This is a genomic window from Aliiruegeria haliotis (assembly GCF_003003255.1).
Classification (GTDB): domain Bacteria; phylum Pseudomonadota; class Alphaproteobacteria; order Rhodobacterales; family Rhodobacteraceae; genus Tropicimonas; species Tropicimonas haliotis.
On record NZ_PVTD01000002.1, the window covers coordinates 821,387 to 839,020 of the forward strand.

At 62.6% G+C, this 17,634-nt stretch carries 18 protein-coding genes and 1 tRNA gene; 10 read left to right on the plus strand and 9 right to left on the minus strand.

All coding sequences use genetic code 11. From position 1 onward, the window contains the following. Positions 1-55 precede the first annotated feature (55 nt). The 3 genes from CLV78_RS09155 to CLV78_RS09165 are packed head-to-tail and all read left to right on the plus strand — an operon-like array spanning position 56 to position 2,489. Positions 56-1,162, plus strand: coding sequence for a class II histone deacetylase (locus tag CLV78_RS09155; protein WP_106204461.1), 1,107 nt, complete (start codon positions 56-58; stop codon positions 1,160-1,162). A gap of 29 nt (positions 1,163-1,191) precedes the next feature. Next, entirely contained in the window at positions 1,192-1,770 is a 579-nt protein-coding gene (locus tag CLV78_RS09160; RefSeq protein ID WP_106204462.1) for a nitroreductase family protein, read from the plus strand. Next, positions 1,767-2,489 (plus strand): EI24 domain-containing protein, encoded by a 723-nt coding sequence (locus tag CLV78_RS09165; RefSeq protein ID WP_106204529.1) that lies wholly within the window; start codon positions 1,767-1,769, stop codon positions 2,487-2,489. The genes CLV78_RS09160 and CLV78_RS09165 overlap by 4 nt, the downstream gene beginning before the upstream one ends. Positions 2,490-2,563: 74 nt before the next feature. On the opposite strand, the gene CLV78_RS09170 is transcribed toward CLV78_RS09165, so the two are convergent. The 3 genes from CLV78_RS09170 to mce are packed head-to-tail and all read right to left on the minus strand — an operon-like array spanning position 2,564 to position 3,520. Further along, entirely contained in the window at positions 2,564-2,803 is a 240-nt protein-coding gene (locus CLV78_RS09170; RefSeq protein ID WP_106204463.1) for a putative hemolysin, read from the minus strand. 3 nt (positions 2,804-2,806) lie between these two features. Next, positions 2,807-3,112 (minus strand): DUF1467 family protein, encoded by a 306-nt coding sequence (locus CLV78_RS09175; RefSeq protein ID WP_106204464.1) that lies wholly within the window; start codon positions 3,110-3,112, stop codon positions 2,807-2,809. Further along, positions 3,113-3,520 carry a methylmalonyl-CoA epimerase gene (gene mce / locus CLV78_RS09180; RefSeq protein ID WP_106204465.1) on the minus strand — a complete coding sequence of 136 codons (408 nt, stop codon included), beginning with the start codon at positions 3,518-3,520 and terminating at the stop codon, positions 3,113-3,115. 145 nt (positions 3,521-3,665) lie between these two features. Between mce and CLV78_RS09185 the strand changes: the two genes are divergently transcribed. Beyond that, the gene (locus tag CLV78_RS09185; RefSeq protein WP_106204466.1) at positions 3,666-4,385 is read left to right on the plus strand and encodes a response regulator; all 720 of its coding nucleotides are present in this window, start codon (positions 3,666-3,668) and stop codon (positions 4,383-4,385) included. Between the two features lie 116 nt (positions 4,386-4,501). Here CLV78_RS09185 and CLV78_RS09190 read toward each other — a convergent pair whose 3' ends face one another. The 5 genes from CLV78_RS09190 to CLV78_RS09210 all read right to left on the minus strand — a co-directional run bounded on the left by CLV78_RS09190 (position 4,502) and on the right by CLV78_RS09210 (position 10,953). Further along, complete coding sequence (locus CLV78_RS09190) at positions 4,502-5,725, minus strand: DUF1501 domain-containing protein (RefSeq protein ID WP_106204467.1); 1,224 nt, start codon at positions 5,723-5,725, stop codon at positions 4,502-4,504. Between the two features lie 9 nt (positions 5,726-5,734). Further along, the gene (locus CLV78_RS09195) at positions 5,735-7,111 is read right to left on the minus strand and encodes a DUF1800 domain-containing protein (protein ID WP_106204468.1); all 1,377 of its coding nucleotides are present in this window, start codon (positions 7,109-7,111) and stop codon (positions 5,735-5,737) included. Between the two features lie 165 nt (positions 7,112-7,276). Further along, on the minus strand, positions 7,277-9,058 hold the full coding sequence (gene aspS / locus CLV78_RS09200; protein ID WP_106204469.1) for an aspartate--tRNA ligase: 1,782 nt from the start codon (positions 9,056-9,058) through the stop codon (positions 7,277-7,279). Positions 9,059-9,574: 516 nt separating this feature from the next. After that, positions 9,575-10,369, minus strand: coding sequence for an SseB family protein (locus CLV78_RS09205; protein ID WP_106204470.1), 795 nt, complete (start codon positions 10,367-10,369; stop codon positions 9,575-9,577). Further along, the gene (locus CLV78_RS09210; RefSeq protein WP_106204471.1) at positions 10,366-10,953 is read right to left on the minus strand and encodes a uracil-DNA glycosylase family protein; all 588 of its coding nucleotides are present in this window, start codon (positions 10,951-10,953) and stop codon (positions 10,366-10,368) included. Before CLV78_RS09210 ends, CLV78_RS09205 begins: the two co-directional genes overlap by 4 nt. An 80-nt stretch (positions 10,954-11,033) precedes the next feature. On the opposite strand from CLV78_RS09210, the gene CLV78_RS09215 reads away from it, so the two are divergent. The 6 genes from CLV78_RS09215 to CLV78_RS09240 all read left to right on the plus strand — a co-directional run bounded on the left by CLV78_RS09215 (position 11,034) and on the right by CLV78_RS09240 (position 15,864). Continuing rightward, the gene (locus CLV78_RS09215) at positions 11,034-11,378 is read left to right on the plus strand and encodes an ArsR/SmtB family transcription factor (protein WP_106204472.1); all 345 of its coding nucleotides are present in this window, start codon (positions 11,034-11,036) and stop codon (positions 11,376-11,378) included. Beyond that, a complete protein-coding gene (locus CLV78_RS09220) occupies positions 11,371-12,405 on the plus strand; it encodes a permease (protein WP_106204473.1) in 1,035 nt (344 codons plus the stop codon). The genes CLV78_RS09215 and CLV78_RS09220 overlap by 8 nt, the downstream gene beginning before the upstream one ends. A gap of 176 nt (positions 12,406-12,581) precedes the next feature. Beyond that, on the plus strand, positions 12,582-13,235 hold the full coding sequence (locus CLV78_RS09225) for an ABC transporter ATP-binding protein (protein ID WP_106204474.1): 654 nt from the start codon (positions 12,582-12,584) through the stop codon (positions 13,233-13,235). Then, positions 13,219-14,865, plus strand: coding sequence for a KpsE/RkpR family capsule polysaccharide export protein (locus CLV78_RS09230; RefSeq protein WP_106204475.1), 1,647 nt, complete (start codon positions 13,219-13,221; stop codon positions 14,863-14,865). The genes CLV78_RS09225 and CLV78_RS09230 overlap by 17 nt, the downstream gene beginning before the upstream one ends. Positions 14,866-14,875: 10 nt before the next feature. Continuing rightward, a complete protein-coding gene (gene kdsA / locus CLV78_RS09235; protein WP_106204476.1) occupies positions 14,876-15,709 on the plus strand; it encodes a 3-deoxy-8-phosphooctulonate synthase in 834 nt (277 codons plus the stop codon). Positions 15,710-15,789: 80 nt separating this feature from the next. Continuing rightward, positions 15,790-15,864, plus strand: a tRNA-Gln gene (locus CLV78_RS09240). Positions 15,865-16,089: 225 nt separating this feature from the next. On the opposite strand, the gene CLV78_RS09245 is transcribed toward CLV78_RS09240, so the two are convergent. Further along, positions 16,090-17,253 (minus strand): hypothetical protein, encoded by a 1,164-nt coding sequence (locus CLV78_RS09245; protein ID WP_106204477.1) that lies wholly within the window; start codon positions 17,251-17,253, stop codon positions 16,090-16,092. Positions 17,254-17,634: the final 381 nt, after the last annotated feature.

Below are 17,634 nucleotides of genomic sequence, written 5' to 3' on the forward strand. Positions count from 1 at the left end.
TTCCCGTCCGGATTTCCGCTGCCTAGGGTAGCCCGCGACAAGACGGAGAACCATCATGGCCACGGGATTTTTCTGGGACGAGCGCTGCTTCTGGCATGGAGGGGGCAACTACGCCATGACCTTGCCCGTTGGCGGACTGGTACAGCCGCTTGCAGGCGGTTTGCCGGAGAACCCGGAAACCAAGCGGCGCCTGCTCAACCTGATCCGCGTGACGGGCCTCGATGCACACCTTGTCATGCGGGGCGGTGCACCGGCATCGGCGGAGGACCTTGCGCGGGTGCACCCGGAAAGCTACCTCGCAGATTTTCGCGCTCTCTCCGGGGCCGGAGGCGGCGAACTTGGCTTGAGGACCCCTTTCGGCCAGGGGGGCTACGAGATCGCCGCGCTATCCGCCGGCCTTGCCCGCGAAGCCGTGTTCGCGGTGCTGCGGGGTGAGATGGACAATGCCTACGCCCTCTCCCGCCCCCCGGGGCACCATTGCCTGCCAGAGTTCCCCAACGGTTTCTGCCTGCTTGCGAATATCGCCATCGCGGTTGAAGCCGCCTTTGCCGAAGGTATGGTCGAGCGCGTGGCAATCCTCGACTGGGATGTGCACCACGGCAACGGCAGCGAGGCAATCTTCTACGACCGGCCCGACGTGCTCACCATTTCAATGCACCAGGAGCGCAATTACCCACTGGACACCGGGGATGCCGAGGATCGTGGCGCGGGACTGGGTGATGGTGCCAATATGAACATCCCGCTGCCCCCGGGAACCGGCCACACGGGCTACCTCGCCGCCTTTGACCGCCTTGTCCTGCCCGCGCTGGACTCCTTCCGTCCCGATATTGTCGTCGTTGCCTGCGGCTTCGACGCAGCCGCAATCGACCCGTTGTCGCGAATGCTGGCAACCGCCCAGACGTTCCAGGACCTGACTGCACGCACCCGTGCCGCCGCCGAGACGCTCTGCGATGGCAAACTCGTGCTTGTGCACGAAGGGGGGTATTCGGAGGTCTACGTCCCCTTCTGCGGCCATGCCACGTTGGAGGCCCTGTCCGACGCCCCGGTTGTCGCGGAGGACCCGCTGGCCAGCACCTTCGCCACCCGCCAGCCGGGTCCCCGGCACGACGCGATGGTGAATAGCCTGATCTCGGATCTGGAGGATTTCTTCTTTCGCACTTAACTAGGGCGCAACAGATCTACGGAGTTTTCATGCCTCAACCGAACCAGGCCGCCCTCGATTTCCTGCTGACCCGCCGGTCGCGCCCGGCAAAGACACTGACGACGCCGGTGCCCGACGCGGATGCGCTGCGGACGCTTCTGACCGTGGCGGCCCGCACCCCGGACCACAAGAAGCTGGAGCCCTGGCGGTTCATCGTGCTCCAGAAGGCAGCCCTTGAACGCCTCGCCGAATTGGTGAAGGCCCGCGCCGAGGCTCTCGCGCTGGACCCGGACAAGTCGGAGAAAATGGTGCGGCAGTTCGCGGATGCCGACCTCGTGGTCGCGGTCATTGGCGTGCCGAAGCCCAACGACGCGGTCCCGGAGGTCGAACAGACCCTCTCCATCGGTGCTGCCTGCTACGGACTTCTCGCGGCAAGTCTCGCCGCGGGCTGGGGAGCCAACTGGCTCACCGGCTGGGCCAGCTTTGATCGGCCCTTTGTCGAGCAGGGCCTAGGCCTGGCGTCGGAGGAATTCGTCGCCGGTTTCATCCACATTGGCACCGAAACCGCCAAACCGCCTGAACGCCCCCGCCCCGACCTCGACGCGATCACGCAATGGGTGCGGTCATGAGGATCCTGTCCGACTTCGCGAAAGCGTTGTCGCAGATGATGGACCGGCGGTTTCTGCGTGTGCTCTTCCTCGGTCTCGGCCTGACAATCGGCCTGCTCGCCGGAGCGACGTGGCTTCTGGCCTGGGTCGTCGGCGGTCTCGTGCCGACGGATTCGACACTCTTCGGTATCTCCCTCGACTTTGCAAATGGGCTGGCATCCGGCGCTGCCATCGTGCTAATGCTCGGCGCTTCCGTGTTCCTGATGGTGCCGGTTGCCTCGGCCTTCACAGGCTTCTTCCTCGACGATGTCGCCGAAGCCGTGGAGTCCCGTCACTACCCGCACCTGCCCCCGGTCGATCCTGTCCACTGGGGGGATGCGATGAAGGATTCCATCAATTTCCTCGGCGTGATCGTCTTCGTGAACGTGATCGCGCTGATCCTCTACTTCATGGTCGGTCCCTTCGCACCGATCATGTTCTGGATCGTGAACGGGTTTCTGCTCGGTCGCGAGTACTTCCAACTCGTAGCCATGCGGCGTGTCGGTCGCGAAGGCGCAAAGGTCGCGCGCCGCCGGCACATGCCGAAGATCTGGCTTGCTGGCACGCTCATGGCAGCACCGCTTTCAATTCCGATCGTGAACCTGTTTGTTCCGATCCTCGGTGCCGCGACCTTCACGCACCTCTATCACCGGTTGGAAACTCCGGGCGCGCAGAGTCTGGCGAGAGCGCAAGACCTCTAGCCCGAAAGAAAAAGCGCCGCCGGGTTGCCCGGCGACGTTTTCGATCCCTTCGGTTCACATGACGTGCAGCGAGTTTATCCGCTCGCGGCCCGAAACAGCTCCCAGGCATCCGCCTCCGTGCCGTCGGGCAGACGGCAAATGCCGCGTTCGCCGTCGGGTGTGGTCTCGGTGAAGTACTCCCAGCCGCTCTTGACGCAGAAGGCCGCCGCCGGGTTTTCGGCTCCGGCGACAGATTGCGCCACCGGATTGGCCGGAGGTGCGGAATTGCATCCCGCCAACGCCAGCCCGGCCGCCAGACACATCAGTCTTTTCATCGTCTACTCTCCATCCTTGGTCGTTTGTGCCGCCCCACCTTCGGGACCAAACCTGTGGAACAGATCAAAGTCGTCCACGGTGATCGTCCCGGTCATGATGATGGCGCAAGTAATGCCCCAAAGCGGCAATGTCACAAGGGTCACGATCCTGGCTTTGCGTTTCAGAGCAGGGTTCGTCGGGGCAGAGCGTGGCGTACCGGGCACGACGTCCCCCGAATCATCCTGCGTGGTCAGCCGGATCGGCAGCACGATGAACAACACCATGAACCAGATCACGGCGAACAGGACGAGCGCGGAGGTGATCGCCATTCAGCCGACCTGCTCGAGTTCGATCAGGCAACCGTTGAAATCCTTGGGATGCAGGAAAAGCACCGGATTCTTGTGGGCGCCGATCTTCGGCTCACCGTTGCCAAGCACACGCGCGCCCTGCTCCGTCAGCTTGTCACGGGCGGCGAGGATATCCTCAACCTCGTAGCACATGTGGTGGATGCCACCGGCGGGGTTCTTCTCCAGGAAACCGGCGATCGGGGATTTCTCGCCCAGCGGGTAAAGCAGCTCTACCTTGGTGTTCGGCAACTCGATGAACACGACCGTGACCCCGTGATCGGGCTCGTCCTGTGGCTCGCCCACCTTGGCGCCCAGTGTATTGCGGTACTGCTCGGACGCCGCTTCGAGGTCCGGCACGGCAATGGCAACGTGGTTCAGACGACCAATCATGATCTTCTCCTGGCTTGAGTTTCGGCGCCCTTATCGCGCCGGGCGGGCGGGTGCTGCAACCCCTGGCGCCTGCGGCTCAGCGTCCATTTACCGCTCGTTAGGCAGAATCGCCGTTTACTCATTGCAAAGGATGAAAGGACGGACAATGTCGGACGATTTCGCCACGCTCGTGAATGCCCGGAAGCCCACCGCCGAACGGCCGCTCCTGGGCCTGACTGTTCTGGTTGTGGAAGACAGTCGTTTCGCCTGCGAGGCGATGCGGCTCCTTTGCCTGCGAAGCGGTGCCCGGATCCGCAGGGCGGATTGTTTGGCCTCCGCACATCGCCACCTTTCGGTCTACCGGCCGTCGACGGTTGTGGTCGACATGGGGCTGCCGGACGGATCCGGCGCGGAACTGATCCACGACCTGGCATCCTCCGCCCCGCGCGTTCCCGTGCTCCTCGGCATAAGCGGCGATGCCGGGGAGGAGCAAAAGGCCATGACAGCAGGTGCCGATGGGTTCCTGTTGAAGCCGATTACGAGCCTCGCGGCGTTTCAGCAGGCCATTCTCGACCGAATGCCAGTTGCGGAACGCCCTGTAGGACCTCGCAAGCTCAGCTCCGCTTCGATCAGCCCGGACCCGATCGCCCTGCGTGATGATCTCAGCCATGTGGCGGAAATTCTGTCCACGCCGCTCGATACCCAAACCCTTGGATACATCGCGCAATTCCTGTCCTCGCTTGCGCAATGCGCCAGCGACACCACGCTCGAACGCGCTGCCGCGCACTTGAAAGAAGGGTTGGGCAACGACCTGCCGGTGCAGGCCGCTCTGGGCGAGATCAATGACTACGTCGAGACCCGCCTGACCGGCACAGGCCCGCTCTGAAGGGGCGCGCGCCGGCATGTCTGGCATTGGCAGCGCGGGCCCAGACAGGGTGTGGGGCGTCCCGTTGGAATAGATCGGAACGCATTGGGTCGCCAATTTCCGCTCCCACCATGGGTTCAGAGGATCACGCCGGGAGCCTGCGCCATGTCGAGCCCGGGAAAGACGGCGCTCTCGAGCACCGAAACCGGCAGACCATACAGCCCGCGTATGGCCGAGGCAGCATAGGCACGAACATCCTCGGTCGGCAACAGGTCGCGTCCCGCGTAGAGATCACCCTCTGACAGCCCGGGCCATTTTCCGTGAACGATGCCCCCCCGGATTGCCCCACCTGCCAGAAGCATGGCGCCGCCGGTTCCGTGATCCGTGCCGGCGGTTCCATTCTGACGCACGGTCCGGCCGAACTCCGTCAAGGCCAAGACCGTGGTCCCGGCCCAAAGTGGCCCCAGACCGATTTTCAGCGCTAGGATTGTGTCGGCCAGTCGGCCCAGCGCCCGCGAAAGTACATAGCGCTGATTGTTGTGCGTATCCCAGCCGTTGATCGAGAATGCAGCAATCCGTGTCTCCTCCCGAAGGCGTTCGACGGCGAACTCGGCCACTTCCAGGTGTCCCCTTCCGCCTTTGGCCTGCTTCATCATCTCCTGCATCGCCATCATGTCATCGTCGGGCGCGGCCTCCACCGTCGCGGCCATCGTCCGGGTCAGTTCAAGCGCCTCGGTCACGGCATCCCGGAAAAGCGGATCCTCATGGTAGGTCATCTCCAGCAGCAGTTCCGCCTGTGGCGAGATCCGCATTTCCGTCCCCGGCGCCCAGTTCGAAACTGGCGCAGCCCCCTTCAACAGTAGCAGATCCTCCCGCCCGATTGCGTAGGCTGTGCGCGCTTCGACGCCCGGGACGGATTGAAGCATCCGGTTAAGCCAGCCATCGCGGGCCACCCGCTCGCCCGGGCCAAAACCGCCACCGGCTTCAAGCAGATCCTGTCCGTCAAAATGGCTGCGCTTGTCCCGATACGGGGTCGACACCGCATGCGCGAAAGAAAGCTCTCCCGCCGCCCACAGAGGTATGAGCGGCGACATGGCCGGATGCAGAGCGAAAAAACCGTCGAGATCGGCGGCCCCAGCACTCTCCCCGAACTTCAATTCGCGTCCCCGCAGCGCCGCGAGATCCCGATCTCCGTAGGGTTGCACAACGTCCAACCCGTCCATCCCCCCGCGCAGGATGATAACGACCAGTCGCGCATCCCACGGCGCGGCCGCAAGGGTAACCGGCGTCAGCAGGGGGCTTGCCGCAGCGGAGCAACCAAGTGCGGCAGAGGCGCGAAGGAAGTCCCGTCTTGAAACCATGTCGTACTCCTAGCGCCGTTGGAATTCGGGAGAGGACAGGACGAGGCCGATCCCGTCGCCGCGAGTTTCCGCAGCCCCTGCGGCGAACAGGGTCCGCTCGGATGCCAGTGAACCAAGCGCCACATCGACGAAATCGCGCGGGTCGGACAACTCCAACTCCGACGCCCCCTGCACACCCATCGCCCAATCGATCCGCGCAGCCAGACCTTGTGGGGTGATCCAGTGCCCGGTGTCCTCCGGCCAGCCATCGGGGCCGGTCGGCGTCTGCCAGGTCTGACCCATCAACTGGGCAGGCGTGGTCACAAGTTGCCGAAACCGCTTCGGGGTGAGGTTGGTCAGTGTCTTGCCTCTCATCCCCAAGGCCCGCAGTCCTGCGACGATGAACTCGACCGGACGGCGGACCTTGCGCATGGGCCGGGAAAAAGCTGTCGGGTGCTCAAGCAGCGCTGCATAGACGCTTGTCAGATCGCCCCCCGTCTCCAGGAAGCGTGTCTCCAGCGCAGCCACCAGGTCGGGATCAGGGGTATCCGAAAAGAAGTGCACCGCCAGTTTGCGCGCGACATGCGCGGCGGTGTCAGGATGCGTAGCGAGCGTGTCGAGAACCTCGTGGACATCCTCGATCTTCGGCTTGCGCCGCCCGAAAGCGCGCCCCAGCACGTATTCCGGCCCCGGTTCGCCCCTTCGCTCGAAATACTTGAACCCATCCGGAACGTTGCCACCCAGCCCTGCAAAAAGCTCCGCCAACTGGCGCACATCATCCTGACCGTAGGCACCGTCCACACCGAGCGAGTGAAGCTCAAGCACTTCGCGGGCGAGGTTCTCGTTCAGGCCCCTGTTCGGCTTTCCCTTCGCGAACGGCGAGTTCGGCCCGACCGACCGGGTCTGGTCGAGGTAGAACAGCATCATGGGATGCAGCGTGGCCGCCCGGAGCAAATCCGCGAAACGGCCCGCCACATGCGGACGAATGGCCTCGTCGATGAACATCGAGACCGCAGGCCGCGTGACGAAGCTCTTGCTGACCACCGTGAAATGGTCCGCCCAGAATGCGACGAGACGCTCCCGAAAACCATCCTCCGTTTCCAAACCGCGTGCAAGTTGCCGCGCCGCATACCGCCACTTTCGAGCACTGAACCGGCTGCGCAGCTTCTTGAACTCTTCCTTTTGCGACTCCACATCGCCTTCGTTCCGGCGGATCGCCCTTTGCAAGGACTGGTGGCGCCGTGCGTCTTCGGCAATGGACGAAAACGGCGGGACAGGAAAAACCCTCACCATGGAGTCCGCGCGCGTCAGCGCCGAGAGCATCGCGTCAACAGAGGCTGGTGCCTCTAAACGGGGAGAGCGACCGGTGCCGAAGCGAAACTCGGCAAGTGTCGGATCGAAGGCCAAAAGCGCCTCTCCTGAAGTTGAACCAGATCAGACCGATTGCGCGCGATCCGCGCTCGATATTCAATAGCACATCCACGAAGCCAGTTGGCCATCGGCAAAGACCCGCTCCGCGACAAAAAAAGGGCCGGGACAGAGCCCGGCCCGATCATCGGTTCGACGCGTGGATCACTCCGCCTCGATCACCCGCAGCGACAGTTCGCGAAGCTGCTCGTTGGCAGGCTCGGACGGGGCCCCCATCATCAGGTCCTCCGCGCGCTGGTTCATCGGGAAGAGCATGACTTCGCGAATGTTGGCTTCGTCCGCCAGCAACATGACAATCCGGTCGATGCCGGCCGCGCAGCCACCGTGCGGCGGAGCGCCGTATTTGAAGGCGTTGACCATGCCGCCAAAGCGTTTGATGACTTCCTCGTTCGGATAGCCGGCCAATTCGAACGCCTTGAACATGATCTCCGGCTTGTGGTTCCGGATAGCGCCGGAGACGATTTCGTAGCCGTTGCAGGCAAGGTCGTATTGGTAGCCGAGCACGTCGAGCGGGTTGCCTTCCAATGCCTCCAGACCGCCCTGCGGCATGGAGAAGGGGTTGTGCTCGAAATCGATCCGGCCGGTTTCCTCGTCCTGCTCATAAATCGGGAAATCCACGATCCAGGCAAAGGCGAAACGGTCCTTGTCCGTGAGGTTCAGCTCCTCGCCGATCACGTCGCGCGCTTTGCCGGCGACCTTCTCGAAGACAGCAGGCTTGCCACCGAGGAAGAAGGCCGCGTCGCCCACGCTCAGGCCAAGCTGCTCGCGGATAGCCTCGGTCCGTTCCGGGCCGATGTTCTTGGCCAGCGGGCCGGCCGCTTCCATACCGTCCGCGCCCTCGCGCCAGAAGATGTAGCCCATTCCCGGCAGACCCTCGGCCTGCGCGAACTTGTTCATACGGTCGCAGAACTTGCGCGAGCCACCTGTCGGTGCAGGGATGGCGCGGATCTGGGTGCCGTCCTGTTCCAGCAGCTTGGCGAAGATCGCAAAGCCCGAACCGCGGAAATGCTCGGACACATCCTGCATCTTGATCGGGTTGCGCAGGTCCGGCTTGTCGGTGCCGTACCAGAGGGCAGAATCGCGATAGGAGATCTGCGGCCAGTCACCCGGAGCATCGACCTTTCGCCCGCCGCCGAATTCCTCGAAGACGCCGGCAAGCACCGGTGCGATCGTGTCGAAGATCTCCTGCTGCTCGACGAAGCTCATTTCCATGTCGAGCTGGTAGAAGTCGGTTGGCGACCGGTCGGCGCGCGGATCTTCGTCACGGAAACAGGGTGCGATCTGGAAGTACTTGTCGAAACCGGCAACCATCATCAGCTGCTTGAACTGCTGAGGCGCCTGCGGGAGCGCGTAGAACCTGCCAGGATGCAGGCGGGAAGGCACGAGAAAATCGCGTGCGCCTTCGGGCGAGGAGGCTGTGATGATGGGCGTCTGATATTCCCGGAAATCCAAGTTCCACATACGCTTGCGCATGGAGGCCACGACGTCCGACCGGAGTGTCATGTTCGCCTGCATCGCCTCGCGACGCAGATCAAGGTATCGGTAGCGCAGGCGCGTCTCTTCCGGGTATTCCTGATCGCCGAAGACCATGAGCGGCAACTCGTCGGAGGCACCGAGCACCTCCATGTCGCGCACGAACACCTCGACCTCGCCGGTCGGAATCTTGGGGTTGATCAGCGACTCGTCGCGCGCCTTCACATTGCCGTCGATGCGAATGCACCACTCGGAGCGGACCTTTTCAACCTCGTTGAAGACCGGGCTGTCAGGGTCGCAAAGCACCTGCGTCATGCCGTAGTGGTCACGCAGGTCGATGAAGAGCACCCCGCCGTGGTCACGGATCCGATGGACCCAGCCGGAGAGACGGACGGTCTCGCCCACGTTTTCGCGGGTGAGTTCGGCGCAGGTCATGCTGCGGTAGGCGTGCATAGCGGGGCCCTTTCGGCGGGAAACTGAATTCGCGCCGATACAGCGCGCGCGGGCGCCGATGTCAAGGTGATGGGGGGATTTCCCGCATTTCCTGAAGGGCATTCCCCTCGGAGCGTTGCCTCTGCGGCGGATGATCCGCGTGCCGCCGTGCCACGCATCGGTCCGGGGACGACCTGCGGTCCGCATGCGCTTCGCAACGCTGCGTCGGGATGAAGCCCGTCCGAACCGTCCTGAATAACCACGGGCGTGGCCATCGAGCAAAGCTCGAACGGCTAAGGCGCCGCTTCGCGGCGCGGGCGACACGCTCAGATCATGACGGCTCAGATCCCTGCGAGTAGCTGTGTTAGTTCAAGCGACAGATCCGCTTGGCGGACCGCCGCGCCCGAAGGGCGCCCGACCCAACGGGAGGTGCACATCCCTGATGTGCGACCGACGGGCGGGAGCCGTTCGCCCCATGCCGTTCGTCATTCCATCTGGCCTGGCGGGCGGCCGCACGATTGCCTTTGCACGCCGGCCCTATTTCAGGATCGGCGGTTGATCCGGATCCATACCCGGGGGGGCAATCTCCGTGATCTCCGGCTTCGGCGCATCCGGCAGGTCGAACCGCAGCCCCACCCGCGCCAGCCGCGCCGCCATCGGATCGCTGGCGGCGAAGAAGGCCACGTCCAGCTCCCCGGCCTCGACGCCGGAAAAGGTGAGCACCTCGCCCACGGCCGTGGCCAATGCCCCTTCGGCGCCGTCCACGGCGTCGACGAAGGCAAGAAGATGCGTCTTGCGGCCGCTTTCGTAGGTGACCGCGGCGAGATAGACCATGGGCGCCAGGCCCGCCGCAGCGGCAAGCTTCGTGTCCAAGCCGACCAGCAGGGCTTCGGGCACGTTTCCGGGGGCCTCCAATTCGGCCGGGCGTTCCTCTGTCTCCTGGGGGCGGTGTTCGAGAGTTTCGGCCAGCCAGTCGACGGCCGTTGCCGGCAGGAGAACTTCGGAGGCCGGGGTGCCGAGATTGACCCCGAGTCCGACCCCCTGCCCTCGCAGCATCTGCACGACGAGCCGCCCCGACATTGCAGCATAGGCCGATGGCTTGCCCACGAAATCCGCCAGCCGCGCCTCCCGGTCGAAGACCAGCACCACCGGCCCATCGTCCTGTGGCAACATCAGCGGCTCGACGCTGTCGCCGTCGGACTCGCGCTCCAACAGCAGGAACATCTCCGTATCTGCAAGGCGCTCATAGAAACGCAGCCGCGCGGCAGCATTGTCTGGCGTGGCGGCCATCGCCAGTCCAGCCTCATCCAGAACCGTGTGTTGATTGCTCATGCCATCACCTCGCTCACCCGTTGGCGGAGTTCGGGCAGCAGCTCTGCCTCGAACCAGGGATTTCGTTTCAGCCACGCCGTATTGCGCCACGACGGATGGGGCAAGGGAAAGAGCCCCGGCGCATGGTCGCGCCACATCGCAACGGTCCCCGTTACTCCGACGCGCGCCGCCGCGCCGAGGTGGGATTTCTGAGCGTATCCGCCAACGAGGATTGTAAGCGGACATGGTCCGATCCACTCCAGCGTTTCCGCACGCCAGGTGGTCTCGCAAATCCGCGGTGGCGGCAGATCGGCGCCCTTCCTGTACCCCGGAAAACAAAAGGCCATCGGCAGGATTGCGACCCTGTCCCGGTCATAGAATGCGGCGCGATCCAATCCCAACCAGTCACGTAGCCTGTCACCCGAGGGATCGTCGAACGGTATGCCTGACGCGTGCACCCGCGCACCGGGGGCTTGCCCGGCAATGAGCAGCCGGGCACCGGGCCGAAACCAGGCGACCGGACGCGGCGCATGGGCCGTTTCCGTTGCAGCGAACCGGTCCGCACAGAGTCGGCAGTCCGCGATGCGCTCCAACAATTCGTTCATGATCAGAAAGATAGGGGTCCCGACGCCGGTCGCAACATTTTAGACATTGCGAAATTTCTAGAAATGTCGAAACTAAAAGCATGAGTGATCAAACCCCCACCCCGATTCCCGTCGAGATTGCGGCCTCCAGCTTCGCCGCGCTCGGCTCCGAGCAGAGGCTTGGCGTGCTGAGAACACTCGTTCGCGCCGGTCCCGAAGGTCTCAGCATCGGCGAGATCGGGACCCGCAGTGGCGTGACCGGCTCCACGCTGACCCACCACCTGAAGATCCTCGCACAGGCGGGATTGGTGGAGCAGGCACGCAAGGGGCGCAGCATCATCTGCGCCGCCGTCGCCTATGACGAGGTTCTCGCCCTCAGCCGATTCCTCCTCTCCGAATGCTGCGCCGACACCGAGGCGCCCTGCGAAAGACATCCCCATGAGTGACACGACCCAACGGGCCCATGCCCTCCCCGACCTCTGGCAGCGTGCCGAGAAGGTCTGGCTGCTGATTCTCGCGATCCCGCTGCTGCTCCTGGTGTTCGACCCACCGCAGGCTCTGCCGACAGTGACATTCGCCGCCGGGGCCATTCTGCACACGGCGCCCTTCATCCTGTTCGCGGTCCTCGCGGTGGCATACCTGAAGGCAACCGGCGCAGAGGCGCTGCTGGCCCGCGCCTTCGAAGGGCGCGAAACGCGCATGATCTTCCTTGCAGCGCTGGCCGGTGGCCTGTCCCCCTTCTGCTCCTGCGAGGTCATTCCATTCATCGCCGCAATGCTGGCGGTTGGCGCGCCACTGTCCGCCGTCATGGCCTTCTGGCTGGCCTCGCCGCTCATGGATCCCGCCATGTTCCTGATAACCTCTGGAACACTCGGCTGGGATTTCGCCATTGCCAAGACCTTCGCCGCGATCGGACTCGGCCTTCTCGGGGGCTACGGCGTAAAGGTCTTTGCAAACTCACCCGTCTTCGCCGACCCACTGCGCCAAAGCCCACAGGTCGGCGGATGCTGTAGCGCGAAGAAACCTTTCTCGGGCCAACCTGTCTGGAACTTCTGGACCGAGGCGCCGCGACGGAACACCTTTGCCACCACGGCGCGCGGAAATGCCGTGTTCCTCTTCAAATGGCTGCTGCTGGCCTACCTGCTGGAATCGCTGATGCTCACCTACGTGCCAGCCGATGCGATCGCACAGGTGCTGGGCGGCACGGGAGTGCAACCCATCCTGCTCGGCGCGCTGGTGGGCGCCCCGGCCTATCTCAATGGCTATGCCGCCGTGCCGCTTGTCGATGCGCTGCTCGCGCAGGGCATGTCCAACGGAGCCGCCATGTCCTTCGTGATTGCGGGCGGGGTCAGCTGTATCCCGGCTGCCGTTGCCGTCTGGGCGCTGGTGAAGCCGCGCGTCTTTGCCGGCTACGTCGGATTTGCCCTCGTTGGCGCGGTACTGGCGGGCGTTGCGTGGAACCTGATCGCCTGACCGCGCACCACCTGCGGCCCCGCAAAAAAAGGGGCCGCAGCTGTCCGTGTCTGTTACCAATCGTTGAACTCTGCCCGAGTTGGCGGACATAATGCCGCCTAAATGCGGTGTGATAGTTAACCGCAAGGCAAGGTGGTCCCGGCAAGGTGGCCAAATCGGCAGGCCGAGAACGGTGCATGATCGAGTTCGACAATGTCAGCAAGTCCTTCTGGACCGGGACGCAGCGCAAGGTGATCCTTGATCGTGCCAGCCTCCGCGTGGACATCGGCACCTCTGTTGGCATCCTGGCCCCTAACGGCACCGGCAAGACCACGATCATCAACATGATGGCCGGGCTGGAAAAGCCCGACGAAGGACAGGTCCGCCGGACCAGCCGTGTCTCCTTTCCACTGGGCTTCATGGGGGGCGTGGTTCACCGGCACACCGGAACCGAGAACGCCCGCTACATCGCCCGGCTCTACGGGCTCGACCCCGACTACGTTGAGGCCTTCGCCCGCTGGCTCTGCGGCTTGGACGAGTATTTCGACATGCCCGTCGGCACCTACAGCGCGGGGATGCGGTCCCGGTTCAGCTTTGCCCTGATGCTGGCACTCGACTTTGACATATACCTGATCGACGAAGGCATGCCGAACACGACGGATGTGGAGTTCAACAAGAAGGCCGGGGCCGTCCTGCGTGAGCGGCTTAAAACAACGACGGTCGTGATTGTCTCCCACCAGCCCGAAGTGCTGGAGAAGTTCGCCCGCCGTGCGGCCGTGCTGAGAGCCGGCAAGATTTATATGTTCGACACTTTGGAAGAAGCGAAACAGCTCTATGACTACGAAGGCTAAGGCGAAGAACTACCGGCTGAAGCGTGACGATGCGCTTGCCGAGGGCGTGGCGCCGGCCAGCGTCCGTCCAAAGCTGTCCGCCGTTGCCGAAGCGGCCGCGCCACCGTCTCCGCCTCAACCCAGCGCCGAAGACACCCCCACGCAAAGCCAGACGGCGCATATCGGCGAGGTATCAACCCCGCAGGACGTGGCCTCCGAAACTGACATCGCAACCATCCGGCGAGAAGGTTTGACGGGGCGCCAGCTGCGCCTTGCGCGCCGGACAGCGCAGAAACACGGGCTCGCCCCAACTTCCGACTTCGACGCCGTTCGACTGCTGCGCGCAAAAGGTATCGATCCCTTCCAGCGCTCCAACATGCTCGAACTCGTGCCGGGCAGCGGAGAGGCCGCGCCGAAAACCCAACCCGTGCAGCTTCCGCAGACAATCGTTCGGTCTCGCCCTCCCAGCTTGCCGGAGATCCCGCTCCAGATCCCGGAGGACCGCGCGGGCGAGATACTCCAGATCCAGCAGGACATCGCCCGCCGTCGGCGCCGCAAGATGCTGCTTCTGCTGGCCCGGTTGAGTATCTTCGTGTTCCTGCCGACCCTGATTGCCGGCTGGTACTTTGCAGTCATCGCGACACCGATGTACGCCACGAAGTCGGAGTTCGTGATCCAGCAGGCCGATTCCAGCGCCGCAGCTTCGGGGATTGGCGGGCTGTTCCAGGGAACGGGCCTCGCGGTCCAGCAGGACAGCACGACCGTCCAATCCTACCTCCAGTCGCGCGATGCCATGATGCGGCTCGACCAGGACATGGGCTTCAAGGCGCATTTCAGCCAGGACCGGATCGACCCGATCCAACGTCTTGAACATGATGCGTCCAACGAAGATGCCTACAAGATCTACTCGAAGAAAGTTCAGGTGGGCTTCGACCCGACAGAGGGAATCCTGAAAATGGAAGTCGTCGCCGCCGATCCGCAGACCAGCCAGGGTTTCTCGGAAGCCCTGATTGGCTATGCGGAGGAACTCGTCGACAATCTCACCCGTCGATTGCGCGAGGACCAGATGGCCGGCGCTCAGGAAAGCTACCTTTCAGCCGAGCAAAAGGTCCGGGACGCGCAACAGGATGTGCTGGCGCTCCAGGAGGAGTTGGGTGTGCTGGACCCGGTCTCTGAAACCGGTGCACTCATGCAGCAGATCACGACGTTCGAAGTGCAGCTCTACGAGAAGAAGCTGCAACTGGAGCAGTTGCAGGCAAACGCTCGCCCCAACCAGGCCCGGGTTCGTGGCGTTCAGGGCGACATCGCAAGGCTGGAAGCCCTCATCGACGACCTGCGTGGCTCCATGACGGCGAACAACACCGGCGAAGCCTCGCTGGCGCGGGTCTCCGGTCAGCTCAGAATCGCCGAGGCCGAACTGACAACGCGACAATTGCTGCTGCAACAGGCGGCAACGCAACTCGAGCTTGCGCGGATCGAGGCCAACCGGCAGGTGCGGTACATGGCAATGGGTGTGAAACCCGTTGCACCCGATGAGCCCACGTACCCCCGCGCATTCGAGAATACGCTTCTGGCATTCGCCATCTTTGCGGGTATCTTCCTGATGGTGTCGCTCACCGCGTCGGTGCTGCGCGAACAGATCTCTGCCTGAGGAGGCCTTCATGATCGACGTTCCCATCGGCCAACTGACGGTCGGAAACGATCGACCGCTGACCGTGATCTCGGGACCATGCCAGTTGGAAACCCTGGACCACGCCCTGATGATCGCCGAAACGCTGAAAGAAGCCTGCTCAGCCGTCGGTGCAAACTTCGTCTTCAAGGCATCCTACGACAAGGCCAACCGCACATCGCTCACAGGGCGCCGCGGGCCGGGTATGGCCGCCGGTCTGGACATCCTTTCGGAGGTCAGAAACCGCGTTGGCTGTCCGGTCCTGACGGACGTGCACACAGCCGATCAGTGCACGCTCGTCGCACAAGCCGTGGATGTTCTGCAGATCCCGGCCTTTCTGTGCCGCCAGACGGACCTCCTCCTGGCTGCCGGTGAATCTGACTCAGTCGTGAACATCAAGAAAGGCCAGTTTCTCGCCCCATGGGACATGGCGAATGTTGCCGCGAAGGTCGAATCGACCGGCAATCGGAAGATCCTCCTGACTGAGCGCGGCAACAGCTTCGGATACAATACGCTCGTAGCCGACATGCGAAGCCTCCCCCAAATGGCGAAAACCGGCTACCCGGTGGTCATGGACGCCACGCATGCTGTTCAACAGCCCGGGGGGCTGGGCGGCGCGAGCGGCGGGCAACGCGAGTTCGCGCCAGTCATGGCCAGAGCCGCGGTAAGCTTGGGGATTTCCTCGGTTTTCATCGAGACACACGAGGCTCCGGACACAGCGCCGTCGGACGGCCCGAACATGATTCCGCTGTCGGAAATGCCCCAGCTTCTGTCAACGTTGATGGCGTTGGACGCGATTGCGAAGGCCACGCCCGTCCGCCTTTGACCCATTGTCGGAATGATGTGTTTTTTTGGAGAGAGGGGCTTGCGGACCCCGCCACCTGACAGTATCAAGCGCTCCGCTGCTGGGGTGTAGCCAAGTGGTAAGGCAGCGGTTTTTGGTACCGTGTATCGTAGGTTCGAATCCTACCACCCCAGCCATGAAATCCCTTCCTGCCAATTGAGCATAAGAGTGCGAAAAGCCGCCTGTTCGTGCGAATCAGTGTCAAGAAGTTTTCCCTTGAACGGCGAGCGGCATAGGGCGATGCCTTGGTGCAAATTCGCACATAAAATTTCCCTGCTTGAATCGCACCCCAAAGAACATTGACTGACTGGCAAACTCAGATGACCGGCGGGAGTGGAGCCTATCTGGTGGTCGCTTGAAGGCTACTTGAGGAACGCTTCAACATCTTCACGCAGATAGAGCGGGCCATAGTCCTCCCCGTTTGGCGCAAATCTCTCCAATGCCGCTAGCAGCCGTTTTCTTGAGGTCAGTCCGAACTCACCCTTCATCATCGGCGAAGTCACAAAGCGTTTTCGAAACTCTTCGATATCGCTCTCCGAGACATAAACCCGCTCGCGCCCCCTTTTCGGATGCAGTCTGCGTGTTGCGGGCGTGTGCCCGGAACCTGCAAGTTTTTCGAACCAGCCCTGAGTACGTATGCCAACCAGTCGACCAAAGGCTGCCGCCGTGATCAAGGGACCGCCCTCAGCCTTTAATTTATCCGCTTTCACTCGGTCGACTTCGTCCTTCACCACACAAAACGCTGCATAGCCTTCAAAGTCCGGGCGCCGACCCAGTCGAAGGTTGCCTGACCGCAACCCTGCGATAATCATACCAACACCCAAATCGGACCGATGTTTGGCGTCCTGAATGCTTTCCCAGCTTTCGTCAGCGGGCTCTATTGGAACTGCTATTTCTTGAAGTTCGGCGACCAGTGCCACACCGTCCGACGCCCGCCAAGGCGACTTGACCATGGGATTGTCGATCCGAGGCGTCAAAACCCCATCTTCAACCAACGAAGCCAGTTGACCTTTCGTTGCCCCCATCGCTCGTTGCATTCCGATTGGTCCCACCAGCGTCGGGATCTCCGCCAACAGGTCGGCATAAGCCATGGCGTCAAAGGTTTTCCGTGCGATTGGCCGGTCGTCGTCAGCGTCAATCGCTCCAGCATCAACCAGGAACCTCTCAAGTAGCGAAGGCCCAATACCTGTCTCTTCCGAAGCGGAACGAATCGAGTGCCGTTGCCTTTCAGCCTGCACAAACCCAAGAACAGTTTCTCCGGCAGCAACCGGCCAGTTGCGGACGATACAATCTCTCAGAATCTTACGAAACGGGGTGAAGTCATCCTTATGCAGATGCTCTTGGCTGAAATCTACGAACAAACGACCGAGAGCTTTCTTTGGCTTGGCATTGGCGGCGTCTGAAAGCACAGCAAGCTTGTCTAACGCATCCTGGATCTCGTCCTCACCTTGGCTGGCGGCACCAAAGCCCAATGCTCGAGCGCGACGCAACTGCGCACTTTGGTCCAGATCGGAAACATCTTCCAAGCGTAGAAGCTCTGTTCCCAGGAGGGTGCAAAACGTCGTTGCCGAATAAAGGGTATAATCAGCGAGCCATGTATCGTCGGTTCCATCTCGCAGACGATTGCCGAGCCAACGATCATATGGTGAAGGATCAACTCGCGGCCTTTCACGCTTACCTTCTCTGATGTCATTCAATATGGCTGAGAAACGAGATGAAAGATCGTACCTTCCGACCAAGGGGGTCCTATGCCAAAGCGGGACCAAAGGGTGAGAATGCTTGAAGCAGAGATCGGTTTCTCGTAGCTGCCAGTGGAGTAGCCCCCTGAGAGTGGTCCACCAACTGGGATAGATTGTCCTGCAAATTGGAGGATCAGCGATGGCTGGGAAACGAGAGAAGCCCGAAGA

Excerpts from the sequence above, each read along its gene's own strand:
- CLV78_RS09155 (WP_106204461.1), top strand. The coding sequence starts at position 56 with ATGGCCACGGGATTTTTCTGGGACGAGCGCTGCTTCTGGCATGGAGGG.
- CLV78_RS09160 (WP_106204462.1), top strand. The coding sequence starts at position 1,192 with ATGCCTCAACCGAACCAGGCCGCCCTCGATTTCCTGCTGACCCGCCGG.
- CLV78_RS09165 (WP_106204529.1), top strand. The coding sequence starts at position 1,767 with ATGAGGATCCTGTCCGACTTCGCGAAAGCGTTGTCGCAGATGATGGAC.
- CLV78_RS09170 (WP_106204463.1), bottom strand. The coding sequence starts at position 2,803 with ATGAAAAGACTGATGTGTCTGGCGGCCGGGCTGGCGTTGGCGGGATGC.
- CLV78_RS09175 (WP_106204464.1), bottom strand. The coding sequence starts at position 3,112 with ATGGCGATCACCTCCGCGCTCGTCCTGTTCGCCGTGATCTGGTTCATG.
- mce (WP_106204465.1), bottom strand. The coding sequence starts at position 3,520 with ATGATTGGTCGTCTGAACCACGTTGCCATTGCCGTGCCGGACCTCGAA.
- CLV78_RS09185 (WP_106204466.1), top strand. The coding sequence starts at position 3,666 with ATGTCGGACGATTTCGCCACGCTCGTGAATGCCCGGAAGCCCACCGCC.
- CLV78_RS09190 (WP_106204467.1), bottom strand. The coding sequence starts at position 5,725 with ATGGTTTCAAGACGGGACTTCCTTCGCGCCTCTGCCGCACTTGGTTGC.
- aspS (WP_106204469.1), bottom strand. The coding sequence starts at position 9,058 with ATGCACGCCTACCGCAGCATGACCTGCGCCGAACTCACCCGCGAAAAC.
- CLV78_RS09205 (WP_106204470.1), bottom strand. The coding sequence starts at position 10,369 with ATGAGCAATCAACACACGGTTCTGGATGAGGCTGGACTGGCGATGGCC.
- CLV78_RS09210 (WP_106204471.1), bottom strand. The coding sequence starts at position 10,953 with ATGAACGAATTGTTGGAGCGCATCGCGGACTGCCGACTCTGTGCGGAC.
- CLV78_RS09215 (WP_106204472.1), top strand. The coding sequence starts at position 11,034 with ATGAGTGATCAAACCCCCACCCCGATTCCCGTCGAGATTGCGGCCTCC.
- CLV78_RS09220 (WP_106204473.1), top strand. The coding sequence starts at position 11,371 with ATGAGTGACACGACCCAACGGGCCCATGCCCTCCCCGACCTCTGGCAG.
- CLV78_RS09225 (WP_106204474.1), top strand. The coding sequence starts at position 12,582 with ATGATCGAGTTCGACAATGTCAGCAAGTCCTTCTGGACCGGGACGCAG.
- CLV78_RS09230 (WP_106204475.1), top strand. The coding sequence starts at position 13,219 with ATGACTACGAAGGCTAAGGCGAAGAACTACCGGCTGAAGCGTGACGAT.
- kdsA (WP_106204476.1), top strand. The coding sequence starts at position 14,876 with ATGATCGACGTTCCCATCGGCCAACTGACGGTCGGAAACGATCGACCG.